Here is a 15288-nt window from a genome sequence, read left to right on the forward strand (position 1 = left end):
TTACATTTGTTACAAATTGTTATAAGGTTCCTCTAGCAGCTTGTTCCCTTTCGATCGACTCGAACAACGCTTTAAAATTTCCTGCTCCAAATCCTTTGGCTCCCATACGTTGAATGATCTCAAAGAAAAGTGTAGGTCTATCTTCAAGTGGCTTGGTGAATATCTGTAATAAATAACCCTCTTCGTCTGCATCTACTAGAATGGAAAGTTTTTGAAGTTCTTTAATGTCTTCTTTCATTACCTCCATGTGTACTCCTAACCTTCTTGGAATATCGTCGTAATAATCTTGTGGTGGAGGTGGTAAAAATTCTACTCCTCTAGCTTTTAGCTGTGAGATAGTTTTAATAATATCATCGGTTGCCAAAGCGAGATGCTGTACTCCGGAGTCTTCATAAAAATCCAGGTACTCTTCAATCTGCGATTTTTTAATTCCTTTTGCAGGTTCGTTGATTGGAAATTTAATACGGCCATTTCCATTACTCATTACCTTACTCATAAGGGCAGAATATTCGGTGTGAATTTGCTTGTCATCGAAAGATAAGAAGTTAACAAAACCCATAACGTCTTCGTACCATTTTACCCAGGTATTCATCTGTCCCCAACCTACATTTCCAACCATATGGTCAATATATTTTAGACCGGTAGCTTCAGGATTATAATCTGATTCCCATTTTCGGAATCCTGGTAAGAAAGTTCCTTTGTAATTTTTACGCTCTACAAACATATGCACTGTCTCACCGTAAGTATAGACCCCTGCGCGAATTACTTCTCCGTGTTCATCTTTTTCCACCACAGGTTCCATATACGATTTCGCACCGCGTTTTGTAGTTTCTTCATAGGCACTTCTGGCATCATCTACCCATAGTGCAATAACCTTTACGCCATCTCCATGTTTTACTATATGATCATTTATTGGAGAAGAACTATTTAGAGGAGTGGTAAGTACAAGTCTTATTTTATCTTGTTTCAACACATAACTTACAGATTCTCTGGATCCCGTCTCCAAACCTTTATAGGCATACGATTGAAATCCGAATGCTGTTTTATAAAAATGTGCCGATTGTTTTGCGTTTCCGACATAGAATTCTACATAATCGGTTCCCAAAAGTGGTAAGAAGTCTTTTGCTCCTTCAAATATTTTTTCCAAACCGTAATCGACTGATTTTACATCCTTACTCATAACATAATTATTTAATTTCTTAATTATTTTTAGCCCTGATGGCAGCGGCATCCCACGTAGTGCCAAGAAGTAGAGCGTATCTCAATTCATGACTACTACGTGGATATAGCGTACAGCAGGAAATAGCTCCTTATAAAAATTATTCCAACCAAGATTGGTAATAGGTATCGTCTGCTATTTTTAATGCTTCTTCTGTAACCTTTAAAGGTTTAAATGTGTCGACCATAACGGCCAATTCATCTGTTTTTGTCTTTCCAATAGATCGCTCTGTGGCTCCCGGGTGGGGCCCATGAGGGATTCCAGCCGGATGTAATGAAATGTGTCCTGCATCTACATCATTACGACTCATAAAGTCCCCATCGACATAATACAACACCTCATCACTATCGATATTACTGTGATTGTAAGGCGCGGGAATGCTCAAAGGGTGGTAATCGTACAATCTGGGCACAAAACTACACACCACGAAGGCGTCCGTCTCGAAGGTTTGGTGAACCGGCGGCGGTTGATGAATTCGACCTGTAATAGGTTCAAAATCATGTATTGAAAAGGCATAAGGATAATTATAACCGTCGTAACCCACCACATCAAAAGGATGACTGGCGTAGACCATTTCAATTATTTCACCTTGCTTTTTTACTTTTATAAGAAAATCCCCATTTTCATTATAGGTTTCTAATTCTGTTGGCTTTCGAAGATCTCGTTCACAAAAAGGAGAATGCTCGAGTAGCTGTCCGAACCAATTACGATAGCGTTTTGGCGTGTAAATAGGTCGATAAGATTCTACAATAAACAATCGATTGTCCTCGGTGTCAAAATCCATTTTATAAATAATTCCTCTTGGTACTAAGAGGTAATCCCCGTATTTGAAATCGAGATTCCCCATATGGGTTCTTAGTTTTCCGGTTCCTTTATGAATAAAAATCAATTCGTCGGCATCGGTATTTTTATAGAAATAATCTATCTGCGACTCTTTTGGAGCTGCTAAAATGATGTTGCAATCACTGTTTGTGAGAATTACTTTTCGGCTATCTAAGTAGTCATTCTCGGGCGGCACCTGAAATCCTCTAAAACGATAGGATTGCATATTATTTGCTTTAGCAATCTTTGGGGCAACACTATACTGCTTTTTTATTTCCTTTACTTGAGTAGGGCGCTGTTCGTGGTATAAATTACTATACATCCCATCAAAGCCAATAGTCCCGAAAAGTTGTTCGGAATAAAGACTTCCGTCTGGTTTTCGAAATTGTGTATGTCTTTTAGGCGGTATTTTTCCTAAGCTGTGATAAAAAGGCATGCGTTACGTATTTATAACACAAATATCGGAAATTTTCGGATGTTCTTTGATAAGATTCTCTTAAAACCTGAAGCCAGCGGTTACATGCCACTCACCGGCTTCTCTTTCGGGAGAAAAAGAATATTTCACCTCTATGGGACCAAAAAATGTTTCCATTCCATAACCGGCAGCAAAGCCAGTATAATTGATACGATCGATCCATTTTCCATCACTAAATAAATCGTCTCCAATATTAGAAATATTGGCTGCTAAATTAAAGTGATTGTTTTTGAGGAATTCGTAATCAAATGTAATACTCGTTTTAAGATAAGTGTTTCCTCTTAAACTTAGGGATTCATAACCATAAAGTGGAATAATATTGTTAATCTCCTTAAAACCATAGCCTCCAGCAAAAAAGTCAAATGAGCGGGTTTCATCTCCTCCAAGCTTAAATCCTCCTTCGGTGGTTAATAGCGCCGAAAAATTGGTTAGGAAAGACCTAGCATATCCCAGTTTCGCTTTGGCAATGGAAAATTGTTTAAAATCGTTGTTTCTTCCCGAAGCAAACAAATAGAGATGAAAATCCCCGTTAAAATATAACCCATCTTTAGGAAAAAAGCTGTTGTCGTATGTATCGTATTTTAAAAAGCCATAGGTACTGTAATAATTAGTGCTTTCAAAAACAGTTCTCGGGTTATTATCTTCGTCTATCCCAATAGTTTCAGACAAATACCTAAGATATTTATGCTCTAAGCCACCTCCCAATAAGAAACTTCGTCTAAAAAGTGTTTCTACATACAATTGATTGGTGAAATCCTGATATTGAAGGTTTAATTTATTTATCTGAGGGTTATCTTCGGAAGGCAGTTCGGGTGACACAAAACCTACTTGTACATTTTTATCGAAGGAATTGTACGCTGAATTGAATCCAATGCTCCAGTAAAAACCTTTATCAATATAATAATTGAAATTATATCGCAAATTATCTCCAATAATGAAATCCAAAGAAGCGATGTCATTGTTTGTTAAGGTTCTTTTACGGGTTATGTTTATAAGACCTGCTGTTCGATATAAATCATCGTAATGAACTCCAAGACGTAGGAGCATATTCGAAGGATTTTCTCTCAAACTAAAAATCACGGTATATTCTCCTTCTTCATTGCGAATAGATCTATAATTAATATCCTGAAAATTTCCGGTAGCAGATAAATTATTTACCCCTTCGTTAAAAGCGTCAAAGGAAACAACAGAGGGTACTTTTAACTTTAGTTTACCTAACACATATGAACGAGTATACTTTTCAAGACCTTCAATTTGCACTTCCGTTATATAGGCAGAAGTTTCCTGAATTAGATCAATGGTTGGGCGATCAATCTTTTTTTGTTGCGCAGCAATAGCCTCTAATTTACTTTTTTGAAGTTCGGCAGCAACTTCTCCTGATGTTATAATCTTATGTCCTTCACTGAAAGAGACTACTGTAAAATCGTCAATCTTCGGCTGAATATAAATGTCGGTTTTACTCCGTTTTACTTCCATATCCCTGATTGTTCGGTAATTGTTTATCTGAACTAAGACATCGAAAGCCGATTTTAATTTTGACCTGCTCTTTAATGAATCCTGAACATCCACACCAATAATAATATCCATGCCTTTTGCCTTCGTTTCATCTATAGGGTAATTATTTACTACGCCTCCATCAATAAGCACCCTATCATCAATAACCACCGGACTAAAGAGTGTTGGTAGAGCACCACTTGCAGATACGGCTCTTGGCAAATATCCCTTGTCTAAAATTACCTGTTTACCTCGTTCAACATCAGTGGCCACACAGAAAAAAGGAATAGGCAACTTACCAAAGTCCTGTACCGTATTCACATGTCCAGTGAGTTTTGAAAGAAGATTATACACATTTTGCCCTTTGGATAAACCAGATGGAAAAGAGACTTGAAATTTATCGAAAGGTAATGTAAGCGCATATTTTTCGGACTCTTCTTTCTCATAAAAAGTCTTTGCGCTACGCGGAATATTATCCTGTATCAAAGTATTGAAATCCACTATATTAAAAATAGAATCTAATTGCTTTGCTGAGTAACCCGACGCATATAAGGCACCAATAATTGCTCCCATACTGGTTCCACCAATATAATCGATCCTCACTCCTGCATCTTCAATTGCCTTTAATGCACCAATATGAGCCAATCCCTTAGCTCCACCTCCACTTAACACTAATCCCACCTTTAGGTCTGTGGTATCTTTAGTTTGTGAAAATGCAACAAGACTGCTGCAAAACAATAGCAAAAACAGGTATTTCTTCAATTTTTCTTTTCCTTACAAATTAGCGATTTTTCGTTGATAATACAGCACTTTACTCGGTTTTAGTGCTATTAAAATAAGTGACAATTTTTTTTGCACGACTACTTCCTACCACTTTGGCAATCTCATCAAATTCGGCTGCGGCTATTCTTTTACTACTTTTAAAATGACTCAACAATTCTACCACGGTTTTTTCTCCAATACCCGGGATCGATTCCAATTCAGTGTTTAATGCCTCCTTGCTTCGTTTCAGTCGATGAAAGCTTATACCAAAACGATGTGCTTCGTTTCTTAATTGTTGAATAATTTTTAAAGTTTCAGATTTCTTATCCAAATACAATGGAATGGGATCATCGGGATAAAATAGTTCTTCCAGTCGTTTTGCGATACCTATAATAGCTATCTTTCCTCTTAAACCTAATTTATCCAGACTCTTTAAGGAAGATGAAAGCTGTCCCTTTCCCCCATCAATGATGATCAATTGCGGCAAAGGTTGCTCTTCTTCCTTTAATCTTTTATAGCGTCTATAGACTACCTCTTCCATAGAGGCGAAATCATCCGGTCCAACTACCGTCTTAATGTTGAACTTACGATAATCCTTCTTACTTGGTTTTCCGTTTTTAAAGACTACGCAAGCCGCAACTGCATTTGTACCCTGTATATTACTGTTATCGAAACATTCAATATGTCGCGGTTCTTCGGTAAGTCGGAGATCTTTCTTCATTTGAGCCATGATTCTCTTTTCATGACGGTCGGGATCTACGATCTTCGCTTGTTTAAAGCGTTCCATCCTAAAATATTTGGCGTTTCTAATAGAGAGATCGAGAATATGTTTTTTATCTCCCGCTTTGGGAATATACACCTTAACTCCCTCTTCCACGGTTATAGAAAAAGGCACATAAATTTCCTTGCAGATAGATTGAAATCGTTGACGCAGTTCAATCACGGCCAACTGCAACAATTCCTTGTCGCTTTCATCCAATTTTTTCTTAATTTCCATGGTATGAGATCGAATGATAGAACCATAAGAAATCTGTAAATAATTAATATAACCAAAACTCTCGTCGGTTACTACCGAAAATACATCCACATTGTTGATTTTCGGATTTATAATAGTCGATTTCGCCTGATAATTCTCCAGGATCACAATTTTTTCTTTCACCCGTTGTGCTTCTTCAAACTCCATATTCGAGGCATATTGGGTCATTTGCTTTTTAAAATCCACCAAAGATTCTTTAAAATTCCCTTTCAATATATTTCGAATTGCCTCTATTGACTCATTGTAAGATTTTTCAGATTGATGTCCCTCACATGGCCCCAAACAATTTCCTAAATGATACTCGAGGCAAACCTTATATTTTCCTGTCCTTATTTTTTCTTCGGAAAGGTCATAATTACATGTTCGTAAGGGGTATAAGCCTTTAATAAGGTCTAATAGAATATGTACGGTTCGCATACTGGTATAAGGACCGAAATACTCGGAGCCGTCACGTATCATTTTTCTGGTTGGGAAGACTCGGGAAAATCGCTCATTTTTGATGCAAATCCAAGGATAGGTTTTATCATCCTTTAGTAAAACATTATATCGAGGTTGGTATTTCTTAATTAGGTTATTTTCCAGTAATAGTGCATCGGTTTCCGTGTCGACGACTATATGCCGGATTGTTCTAATTTTTTTTACTAATAATCGAGTACGCGCATTATCGTGCTCTTTATTAAAATAGGAAGCCACTCTTTTTTTAAGATTGATCGCCTTTCCTACATAAAGTAATTTATCATCCTTATCGTAATATTGATAAACCCCTGGCGAGGACGGAAGTGTAGAAATTTGAAGTTTAACCGAACTGTCTTCCATAACTCAAAGATACTAGCATTTTTATTTTTCAATCTTTTTATTCCGGTCAATTATTGTTAAATCCGGGTTAAACCAATATCGATAAAAAACCATAGAGCTAAGTTCGTCGTATATTTTATATACACATCCAACCAGATGCAGAATAATGTCGAAATATCATCTTTTAAAAGGATTCTCATAATCCTTCTGGCATTTATGTATATTATGGCGCCTTTAAAAAACACCTTCCTTGGCCTTGCTCATGACGTTTCTCACGCCTTTGAAAAAATTCAAAATAGTACTCATTCACATTCTCACAATCACGAGATCGCAAACCATCATGAGCATAAATTAATTTCTTTCTTTTCTATAGTATTTTCTTCGGAAAAGGACGCTACCTCGTCTCATGATTTGCAAGCTCTTCAACATTTCGACAAACATCTTATGCAGCAGGATTTTGCTCTAAAAATCCTTCCGAAGCAAAACAAAAAACAAATCTTTCATTTCGCCTTAGACAGCTATACCGCCTTTCTAAAAAACACTTCACCGCCTCCACAGGCAACTATTTCATAACATTTTTTTAAGGCCTACTGTTCGCCAACGGTTAGGCTATCTATCAATTTATAATCACCATTATGAAATATAAACTATTATGGTGTTTACTAATCGGCTACTCCTATATGCAATCGCAGACATTGGAGGGAACGGTAGTGAACATCGACAACACCATTATTGAAGACGTTGCAGTATTTAACAAAACCAGTGGTACTCACTCACATACAAACGCTTCGGGAACCTTTGTTCTGGAAGGAATAAATATTAACGACCAACTGTTCATTTCGCATTTGGGATATGAGAATTATCTTTATGTTATTCAACCAGATGACCTGAATTCTAAGATAAAAATAGTCTTGAAAGAAGCTCCTATTTCATTGAGCCAGATTATGCTTACTCCAGAAATTAATTCACTTAACGAGATAACACAAATAGATTTGAAAACAAATCCCGTAAAATCTTCACAAGAGATATTGCGCAAGGTTCCGGGACTAGTTATAGGGCAGCATGCAGGAGGTGGAAAAGCAGAACAAATTTTCCTTCGTGGATTTGATATTGACCATGGAACCGACATTAGTTTATCGGTAGATGGGCTTCCTGTAAATATGGTTTCTCATGCTCACGGACAGGGATATAGCGATCTTCATTTTTTAATTCCGGAAACAATCGAAAAAATTGATTTTGGGAAAGGACCATATTATGCCGAACGAGGTGATTTTGCCACTGCCGGCTATGTCGCATTTAAAACAAAAGAAAAGCTCGATCAAAGTTCGGTTTCTGTCGAGTATGGAGATTTCGGATCTTTCCGAACGGTTGGACTATTTGATTTATTGAATACCAAGAAAAGTGACGCTTATATCGCAACATCCTTAAATACATTTAACGGTCCATATGTTTCTCCGCAAAATTTTAATCGTTTCAACGTCATGGGTAAATACACCTACAAAATGGATTCGGATCAAAAACTGTCTTTTACAGCTTCTCACTTTCAGAGTAAGTGGGATGCTTCAGGGCAAATACCGCAGCGGGCTTTAGATGCCGGGTTGATAGGTCGTTTTGGCGCAATAGACGACACTGAAGGCGGCAATACAAGTAGAACAAACTTACTCGTGACTCACAGCAAAAAACTTTCAGAAGCTAAAAAACTACAAACCGAAGTCTACTATTCTCACTACGATTTTGAGTTGTTTTCAAATTTCACTTTCTTTCTCGAAGATCCTGTAAATGGAGATCAGATTGCACAACGAGAAGATAGAAATCTATATGGTTTTAAAACTACACTTACTGAGAAAACGGAGCTCTCAAATTTTGATTTTGAATACACCGGAGGAATTGGACTTCGTTATGACGATGTAAACGAAATTGAATTGTCGCACACCAAGAATAGGCAAGAAATAATAGATCGGCTCGCTTATGGAAATGTAGATCAAATTAATGCTTTCGGGTTTTTGAATACAGAATTTGATTTTGGCAATTTTAAAGTAAATCCATCTGTGAGATTGGATTATTTTAAATTCGATTATGAAAATTTTCTAAGTGAAACCTACGATAACAGAAGTGAAACAAAAACATTTGTGAGTCCGAAGCTCAATTTTATCTTTAGTCCAAATCGAAAATCGCAGTATTATTTAAAATCAGGAATCGGATTTCATTCTAACGATGCCCGAGTGGTTGTAGCAAATGAAGGAAAAGAAGTATTGCCAGCTGCCTACGGACTCGATCTGGGAACAATTTATAAACTAACAGAAAAATTTGTCGTCAATACCGGTGTTTGGGCGTTGTTCCTAGATCAGGAATTTGTTTATGTTGGAGACGCGGCGATTGTGGAACCAAGTGGGAAAACGCGACGCTTGGGTGCTGATTTCGGATTTCGATATGAAGCATTAGACTGGCTTTATTTCTTTGGTGACCTTAACTATACTTACGCTCGTAGTACTCAAGAAGCGAAAGGCATGGACTATATCCCTTTGGCTCCGGACCTCACATCTTCCGGCGGATTTTCTATTGAAAATTTTCATGATTTTTCAGGAAGTCTTAACTACAGGTATATTAAGGATAGAGCGGCCAATGAAGATAATAGCATCATAGCCGAAGGTTATTTTATAACAGATTTCAACCTAAATTATACTTATAAAAATTGGGCCTTCGGACTAGTAATTGAAAATCTATTTGATACGAAGTGGAATGAAACACAGTTCGCTACCACAAGTCGCTTGTTCGATGAAGTCGATCCGGTAGAGGAAATACATTTTACACCAGGGACACCTTTATTTGCTCGTGCTAAAGTTACCGTTAAATTTTAACTGATATGAAGGGGCACGTTCTTTTTTTATTACATTAGCATTGCTAATTACAATCGATGAACATTGCCATCTTATCACGTGGAGAATCACTCTATTCTACTCAAAGTTTATTAAAAGCCGGGGAATTTAGGAACCATGCTGTGGAAGTTTTAGATCCGTTCTTTTTTTCGATGGAGATAGAAAATGGAAAACCCTTATTATATTATGGAGAAGAACCAGTGGATGATGTTCATGCTATCATTCCGAGAATTGGAGCTTCGCATACTGCAGAAGGGGTAACTTTGGTGCGGCAATTTGAGGCCATGGGAATTTTTACTGCAGTTTCTTCGGAAGGAATACTGAATTCAAGAAATAAATGGACCTGTTTTCAGCTCCTGTCTATAATTCAAGTTCCTATGCCCAGAACTATTTTAGGAAACTTATATCATATGGAAGCGGCTCTAAAAAAATTCGAAAAAAACCCTGTAATTATCAAGGTTTTAGAAGGCACGCATGGCACTGGTGTTATCTTGGCCGAATCTTATCAGACCGCTTTATCAACCGTTGAAACTTTAAGTGCTTCAAATATTGATTTTGTTATTCAAGAATATATTGCAGAATCCAAGGGATCTGATATTAGGGCAATTGTAGTGGATGGCGTTGTTGTAGCTGCAATGAAACGATATTCCCGCGAGGGTGATTTTAGGTCCAATTTACATCGTGGAGGGACTTCAGAAAAAATAAATCTAAGCAATGAAGAAGAACGCCTCGCAATTCGAACTGCGAAAGCACTTCGCTTAGGTGTTTGTGGGGTGGATATTTTACAATCTAACAGAGGGCCGTTGGTGTTGGAAGTGAATTCAACGCCTGGGCTTGAAGGAATAGAAAATACCACCGGTATAAATATATCTAAAAGTATAATTGGTTATATTGAACGAAACAAGCGATAACAGTAGGTTTATAAAATTCAATTAGCCACATTTTGAATTAGTATTAGAAAGGCTTTTTATTATCTTGCAATTTCAAAAAAACACCCCTTGAAAAGAAACATTGGTCGAATAGACAAAGCAGACTTTCCATTATTGAAACTCATCGACGTTGAAGTGAAAATAGACACAGGTGCTTATACTTCTTCAATTCACTGTAAAAATGTAATAATTGAAGACAATTATTTAAAATGTAATTTCCTGGATGAAGAACATCCCGATTATAACGAAATGGAAATCATTTTCGACAAATATGATGTGAAGGTAGTAAAGAGTAGTAATGGGCAAGCAGAAGCCCGTTACCGTATAGAAACTGAAGTCCTTTTATTTGGAAAAATCCATACCATCCATTTAACTTTAAGTGACAGGGATGATATGAGATATCCTGTCCTAATAGGCAGGAAGTTTCTAACTCAAAAATACAATGTCGACATCAATAAAACCAATTTATCATTTAAGTTAAAAAACAAGAAATGAACATAAAGATCCTATCAGCGAACCCGGGATTGTATTCTACACAACGACTGGTTGAAGCTGCAAAAAAACGCAAACACAATATTGAGATAATAAATCACACCAAATGTGATATTGTTATCGAAAAAAAGAACCCGGTTATTTTTTATAAAGGAAAAAAACTGGAGCATGCTGATGCAGTGATTCCAAGAATTGGGGCCTCAGTTACATTTTATGGTACTGCGGTGGTTAGACAATTTGAGATGATGCGAACTTTTACTACTACCGAATCGCAAGCCTTGGTTCGTTCTAGAGATAAATTGCGAAGCTTACAAGTACTTTCAAGGGCTGGTTTAGGATTACCAAAAACGATTTTCACCAACTATTCACGAAACGTAAAAGAGATTGTAGAACAAGCAGGTGGAGCACCTGTGATCATAAAATTACTGGAAGGAACGCAAGGAATAGGAGTTATTCTGGCAGAAACCAAGAAAGCAGCCGAATCGGTAATCGAAGCTTTTAATAATCTACAAGCTAGAGTGATTGTTCAGGAATATATTAAAGAAGCGGGAGGAGCAGATATTAGAGCATTCATTATTGACGGGCAAGTCGTTGGTGCCATGAAACGACAAGGAAAAGAAGGAGAGTTTAGAAGCAATCTTCATAGAGGTGGAACAGCGTCTGTTATAAAATTAACGGATGAAGAAGAAATAGCTGCATTAAAAGCTGCTAGAGCAATGGGTCTTGGTATAGCAGGGGTAGATATGCTTCAATCCGCCAGAGGACCACTAATTTTGGAAGTGAATTCTTCTCCGGGACTTGAAGGCATAGAAGCTGCGACGGGTAAGGATATTGCAAATGAAATCATCAAATACATTGAACGTAACGTCGATTAAACCTATTGTTTATGAATTCCAATGATCTTATCATTCTAGGTGAAAAAATCGCATTAGGCGAAAGCAGAGTTATTAATTGGAGTATTGCCAAATTGTACACTTCCACCAAGATCGACATCCCAATTATCATTGAAAGAGCAAAGGAGCCTGGACCAACCTTATTAATGACAGCGGGAATCCATGGTGATGAAATTAATGGCGTTGAAATAGTTCGTCAAACAATTGCCAGAAAAATTAACCGCCCTAAGAAGGGAACTATTATCTGTATTCCTATTTTAAATATTTTTGGTTTTCTGAATGCCGATCGAGTTTTCCCTGATGGACGTGACCTTAACAGAGTTTTTCCTGGCACTAAAACCGGATCATTAGCTAGTAGAGTTGCCTATCATTTTACTCAGGAAATATTACCACATGCCAATTACTGTCTCGACTTTCATACGGGTGGCGCCAGTAGGTTCAATGCGCCACAAATTCGGGTAAATCCAAATGATGAGCCTTTAATGCACCTCGCCAAAGTCTTTAAAGCTCCATTTATTGTTATGTCGAATAATATCGACAAGTCTTTCCGAAGCACTTGTGCTAAAATGGGAATACCGGTATTGCTATTTGAAGGAGGCAAATCTCTCGATAGTAATAAATACATCGTGAAACACGGGGTAGACGGCACCATGAATATCTTAAATGAGTTGGGAATGTTGGGAGATAATTTTTCACGACATGCATCACCAACGAAGACTATAATAATTGATAAAAGTAAGTGGATACGCGCCCAGCGAAGTGGCCTTTTACACGTAAAAATAGAGTGCAATAAGCATGTTCAAAAAGATGAATTTTTAGCGACTATTACCGATCCGTTTGGTCAAATGCGATTTAAGGTAAAAGCACCAAACGAAGGTTATATTATCAATGTAAATCATGCCCCCATTGTACATCAAGGGGATGCCATTTTTCATATTTCTACTAATGATTCTGTTGCTGATGCTTCGGAAGATGAACTACATTAAATGAACAAATCTCTCTTGCGAAAAAAGTATAGCGATTTAAGAGCGGCAATGACTTCCGAAGAGATAGAAGAAAAAAGCATTATGATTGCCAATATGGCTTTATCACTTCCCATTTGGAACTATACCTACTACCATATTTTCATGCCAATTGAAGGTAAAAATGAAGTGAATACCGAAAACTTACTTCACATATTGCAAGGGAAAGATAAGAGCATTGTGATTCCCAAAGCAAATTTTAAAACAGGGGAAATGAGCCACATATTGCTTCAGGAAAATACTGCTTTGTACATTTCTGATTATGGCATTCCCGAACCAGTTTCAGGTATCGAATTATCTCCTACTCAAATAGAGGTTGTTTTTGTACCGCTTTTAGCTTACGATCAAGATGGAAATCGAATTGGATATGGGAAAGGATTCTATGACCGATTTCTTTCGCAATGCAAAGAAACTACCGTTTTTGTTGGGCTATCCTTCTTTGAACCCGAATCTGAGATTGCATCAGAATTGAATGATATACCTTTGCATTTTTGTGTTACACCCAAAAAAACATATCAGTTTTAAAAAATTCGTAGTATATTTAATATCTAATTAATACTTTAACCAATCAAACTATGGAAACTACCAATAATCCTGCTGGAACTCCTCCAGACAACAATCTCGTTTGGGCAATTCTTTGTACTGTTTTATGCTGCCTTCCCTTAGGAATTGTGGCAATTATTAAATCTACCAAAGTAAAAGAGCTTTGGGCTCAAGGTGATCACGCCGGAGCACAGAAAGCTGCCGACGACGCTAAAAAATTCTCCATGTGGGGAGCCGGCGTTGGACTAATTTTTGTTGTTTTATATATTATTTTAGTCGTTGTTATGGGAGTTGGTGGTGCTTTTGCAGGATAATAAAAAAATTCTAAAAATCTCCCTTATGGCACTTTTCCTTGGGGGAGGTTTTTTACTCTTTTTCTTCTTTAATCCAGCAGAACACTCATTTTTTCTTCCTTGTCCATTTAAACTAATTACGGGCTATCATTGTCCAGGTTGTGGTTCGCAAAGGGCGTTACATCAATTGTTTCATGGCGACATTTCTGGTGCCTTTGGCTATAATCCGCTAATGGTGCTTTCGCTACCCTTAATTGTCGGTGGATTTGGAATAATGGCCTATAACTTCTTATTCGATACCAGCCACCGATTACAATTATTTTATAGTAACACCTTTATTTACTTATATTTTGGGGTTGCCGTTTTATACTGGATTGTCAGAAATATTCCGTTTCCTCCCTTTTCATATTTAGCACCCAGTGGCTGAAATAAATAGGTGATGTATAATATATTTTTATTATCTATATTTAGTCACCCTTTAGACTGATTTTAAATCAGTTTACGACAAGCTTAACTGAAACCTATAATCACCTAACTATAAATGGAGGAAAGTAACAAAAATCCATTTGATTATTTTTACTATCAGGAAGTAGCCGACCTCACAGCTGCAGGAGGTTGGAGTGTCAATTTTGATATGAAGACTAGTTATTTAGATCCCCAGGCTAGAAAAATCTTAAATGTTCCGGAAAATTTTCAGCCTTCTTTGAGAACAGCTCTTGATTTTTATCCTGTTATTGAAAAAGTACGAGTGACTGAATTTTTTGAAGGATGTGCTAATGGAATTCCGTTTAACGCAACTCTGAAAATGCTTACATTCGACAATAAAGAGTTTTGGGTTCGGGCCGTTGGCAAGCCATTATATGATGATGGAACCATTGTGGGTGCACAAGGAGTATTTCAAGATATTGATTTTGAAAAACTAAAAGAATTGAGCCTCGAAAAATCTTTGAAAGTCATTGAATCTCAGAACTCAAGACTTTTAAATTTTGCACATATAGTCTCGCATAATCTTCGATCTCATTCAAGTAACTTACAACTAACTATCGAATTACTGAATGCTGTAAATTCAAAAAATGAAGAAGAAGAGTTGAAAGAAAGTTTAGTACACATTTCGAATAGTCTTAATGACACTATTAGTCATCTCAACGAAATAGTTTCTGTACAATCTAAAGCGCATGATCAAAAAAAAGAATTACTTTTCGAGGATGTTTTATATAACATCAAAAACTCAATTAACCGATTAATAATAGACACTGATACAAAAATCATTTCAGATTTTTCTGAATTACCCGGAATGACATATATCCATGCTTATATGGAAAGTATTTTTTTAAATTTAATTTCAAATGCTATAAAATATAAACACCCGGAAAGAGCAGCTTTAATTCATATCTATTCTTATCTTGAAAACGGAGAATCATATCTAATGTTTCAAGATAACGGAATAGGAATTGACCTCGACACATATGGCAGTAAAGTGTTCAATATGTATCAAACATTTCACCAAAACGAGGATGCCGTGGGAATTGGACTATTTATTACAAAAAATCAAGTGGAAGCACTTCAGGGCACTATTAGTATTGAAAGTGTTGTGAACCAAGGCACTATTATAAAGATAAAATTTTAAAAAACTAACC

General features: G+C 36.8%; 14 protein-coding genes. 10 read left to right on the plus strand and 4 right to left on the minus strand.

The window, feature by feature from the left end:
• Window positions 1-19: 19 nt before the first annotated feature.
• The 4 genes from hppD to uvrC form a co-directional block, all read right to left on the minus strand.
• A complete protein-coding gene (gene hppD, locus BXY75_RS01230; RefSeq protein WP_121906574.1) occupies window positions 20-1180 on the minus strand; it encodes a 4-hydroxyphenylpyruvate dioxygenase in 1161 nt (386 codons plus the stop codon).
• Window positions 1181-1319: 139 nt separating this feature from the next.
• Entirely contained in the window at window positions 1320-2477 is a 1158-nt protein-coding gene (locus BXY75_RS01235; protein ID WP_121905880.1) for a homogentisate 1,2-dioxygenase, read from the minus strand.
• A gap of 60 nt (window positions 2478-2537) precedes the next feature.
• Window positions 2538-4772, minus strand: a complete 2235-nt coding sequence (locus BXY75_RS01240; protein WP_121905881.1) for a patatin-like phospholipase family protein — start codon at window positions 4770-4772, stop codon at window positions 2538-2540.
• Window positions 4773-4821: 49 nt separating this feature from the next.
• Window positions 4822-6624 (minus strand): excinuclease ABC subunit UvrC, encoded by a 1803-nt coding sequence (gene uvrC, locus BXY75_RS01245; protein WP_121905882.1) that lies wholly within the window; start codon window positions 6622-6624, stop codon window positions 4822-4824.
• A 135-nt stretch (window positions 6625-6759) separates the two neighbouring features.
• Between uvrC and BXY75_RS01250 the strand changes: the two genes are divergently transcribed.
• From BXY75_RS01250 to BXY75_RS01295, 10 genes are all read left to right on the plus strand, one after another.
• On the plus strand, window positions 6760-7176 hold the full coding sequence (locus BXY75_RS01250) for a hypothetical protein (protein WP_147437211.1): 417 nt from the start codon (window positions 6760-6762) through the stop codon (window positions 7174-7176).
• Window positions 7177-7238: 62 nt separating this feature from the next.
• Window positions 7239-9461: a TonB-dependent receptor gene (locus BXY75_RS01255; RefSeq protein ID WP_121905884.1), complete on the plus strand. Its 2223-nt coding sequence runs from the start codon at window positions 7239-7241 to the stop codon at window positions 9459-9461.
• A 56-nt stretch (window positions 9462-9517) separates the two neighbouring features.
• The gene (locus tag BXY75_RS01260; RefSeq protein WP_121905885.1) at window positions 9518-10390 is read left to right on the plus strand and encodes an ATP-grasp domain-containing protein; all 873 of its coding nucleotides are present in this window, start codon (window positions 9518-9520) and stop codon (window positions 10388-10390) included.
• Window positions 10391-10477: 87 nt separating this feature from the next.
• A complete protein-coding gene (locus BXY75_RS01265) occupies window positions 10478-10903 on the plus strand; it encodes an ATP-dependent zinc protease family protein (protein ID WP_121905886.1) in 426 nt (141 codons plus the stop codon).
• Entirely contained in the window at window positions 10900-11775 is an 876-nt protein-coding gene (rimK, locus tag BXY75_RS01270; protein ID WP_121905887.1) for a 30S ribosomal protein S6--L-glutamate ligase, read from the plus strand. The genes BXY75_RS01265 and rimK overlap by 4 nt, the downstream gene beginning before the upstream one ends.
• Window positions 11776-11786: 11 nt before the next feature.
• Window positions 11787-12779: a succinylglutamate desuccinylase/aspartoacylase family protein gene (locus tag BXY75_RS01275; protein WP_121905888.1), complete on the plus strand. Its 993-nt coding sequence runs from the start codon at window positions 11787-11789 to the stop codon at window positions 12777-12779.
• Complete coding sequence (locus BXY75_RS01280; protein WP_121905889.1) at window positions 12780-13340, plus strand: 5-formyltetrahydrofolate cyclo-ligase; 561 nt, start codon at window positions 12780-12782, stop codon at window positions 13338-13340.
• Window positions 13341-13390: 50 nt separating this feature from the next.
• On the plus strand, window positions 13391-13672 hold the full coding sequence (locus BXY75_RS01285; RefSeq protein WP_121905890.1) for a CD225/dispanin family protein: 282 nt from the start codon (window positions 13391-13393) through the stop codon (window positions 13670-13672).
• Between the two features lie 25 nt (window positions 13673-13697).
• Window positions 13698-14078: a DUF2752 domain-containing protein gene (locus BXY75_RS01290; protein ID WP_121905891.1), complete on the plus strand. Its 381-nt coding sequence runs from the start codon at window positions 13698-13700 to the stop codon at window positions 14076-14078.
• A gap of 114 nt (window positions 14079-14192) precedes the next feature.
• Window positions 14193-15278, plus strand: a complete 1086-nt coding sequence (locus tag BXY75_RS01295; protein ID WP_121905892.1) for a PAS domain-containing sensor histidine kinase — start codon at window positions 14193-14195, stop codon at window positions 15276-15278.
• The last annotated feature ends 10 nt before the right edge of the window (window positions 15279-15288 follow it).

The organism is Ulvibacter antarcticus (assembly GCF_003688405.1).
Taxonomy (GTDB): Bacteria; Bacteroidota; Bacteroidia; order Flavobacteriales; family Flavobacteriaceae; genus Ulvibacter; species Ulvibacter antarcticus.

Excerpts from the sequence above, each read along its gene's own strand:
- hppD (WP_121906574.1), bottom strand. The coding sequence starts at position 1,180 with ATGAGTAAGGATGTAAAATCAGTCGATTACGGTTTGGAAAAAATATTT.
- BXY75_RS01235 (WP_121905880.1), bottom strand. The coding sequence starts at position 2,477 with ATGCCTTTTTATCACAGCTTAGGAAAAATACCGCCTAAAAGACATACA.
- uvrC (WP_121905882.1), bottom strand. The coding sequence starts at position 6,624 with ATGGAAGACAGTTCGGTTAAACTTCAAATTTCTACACTTCCGTCCTCG.
- BXY75_RS01250 (WP_147437211.1), top strand. The coding sequence starts at position 6,760 with ATGCAGAATAATGTCGAAATATCATCTTTTAAAAGGATTCTCATAATC.
- BXY75_RS01255 (WP_121905884.1), top strand. The coding sequence starts at position 7,239 with ATGAAATATAAACTATTATGGTGTTTACTAATCGGCTACTCCTATATG.
- BXY75_RS01260 (WP_121905885.1), top strand. The coding sequence starts at position 9,518 with ATGAACATTGCCATCTTATCACGTGGAGAATCACTCTATTCTACTCAA.
- rimK (WP_121905887.1), top strand. The coding sequence starts at position 10,900 with ATGAACATAAAGATCCTATCAGCGAACCCGGGATTGTATTCTACACAA.
- BXY75_RS01275 (WP_121905888.1), top strand. The coding sequence starts at position 11,787 with ATGAATTCCAATGATCTTATCATTCTAGGTGAAAAAATCGCATTAGGC.
- BXY75_RS01280 (WP_121905889.1), top strand. The coding sequence starts at position 12,780 with ATGAACAAATCTCTCTTGCGAAAAAAGTATAGCGATTTAAGAGCGGCA.
- BXY75_RS01285 (WP_121905890.1), top strand. The coding sequence starts at position 13,391 with ATGGAAACTACCAATAATCCTGCTGGAACTCCTCCAGACAACAATCTC.
- BXY75_RS01290 (WP_121905891.1), top strand. The coding sequence starts at position 13,698 with ATGGCACTTTTCCTTGGGGGAGGTTTTTTACTCTTTTTCTTCTTTAAT.
- BXY75_RS01295 (WP_121905892.1), top strand. The coding sequence starts at position 14,193 with ATGGAGGAAAGTAACAAAAATCCATTTGATTATTTTTACTATCAGGAA.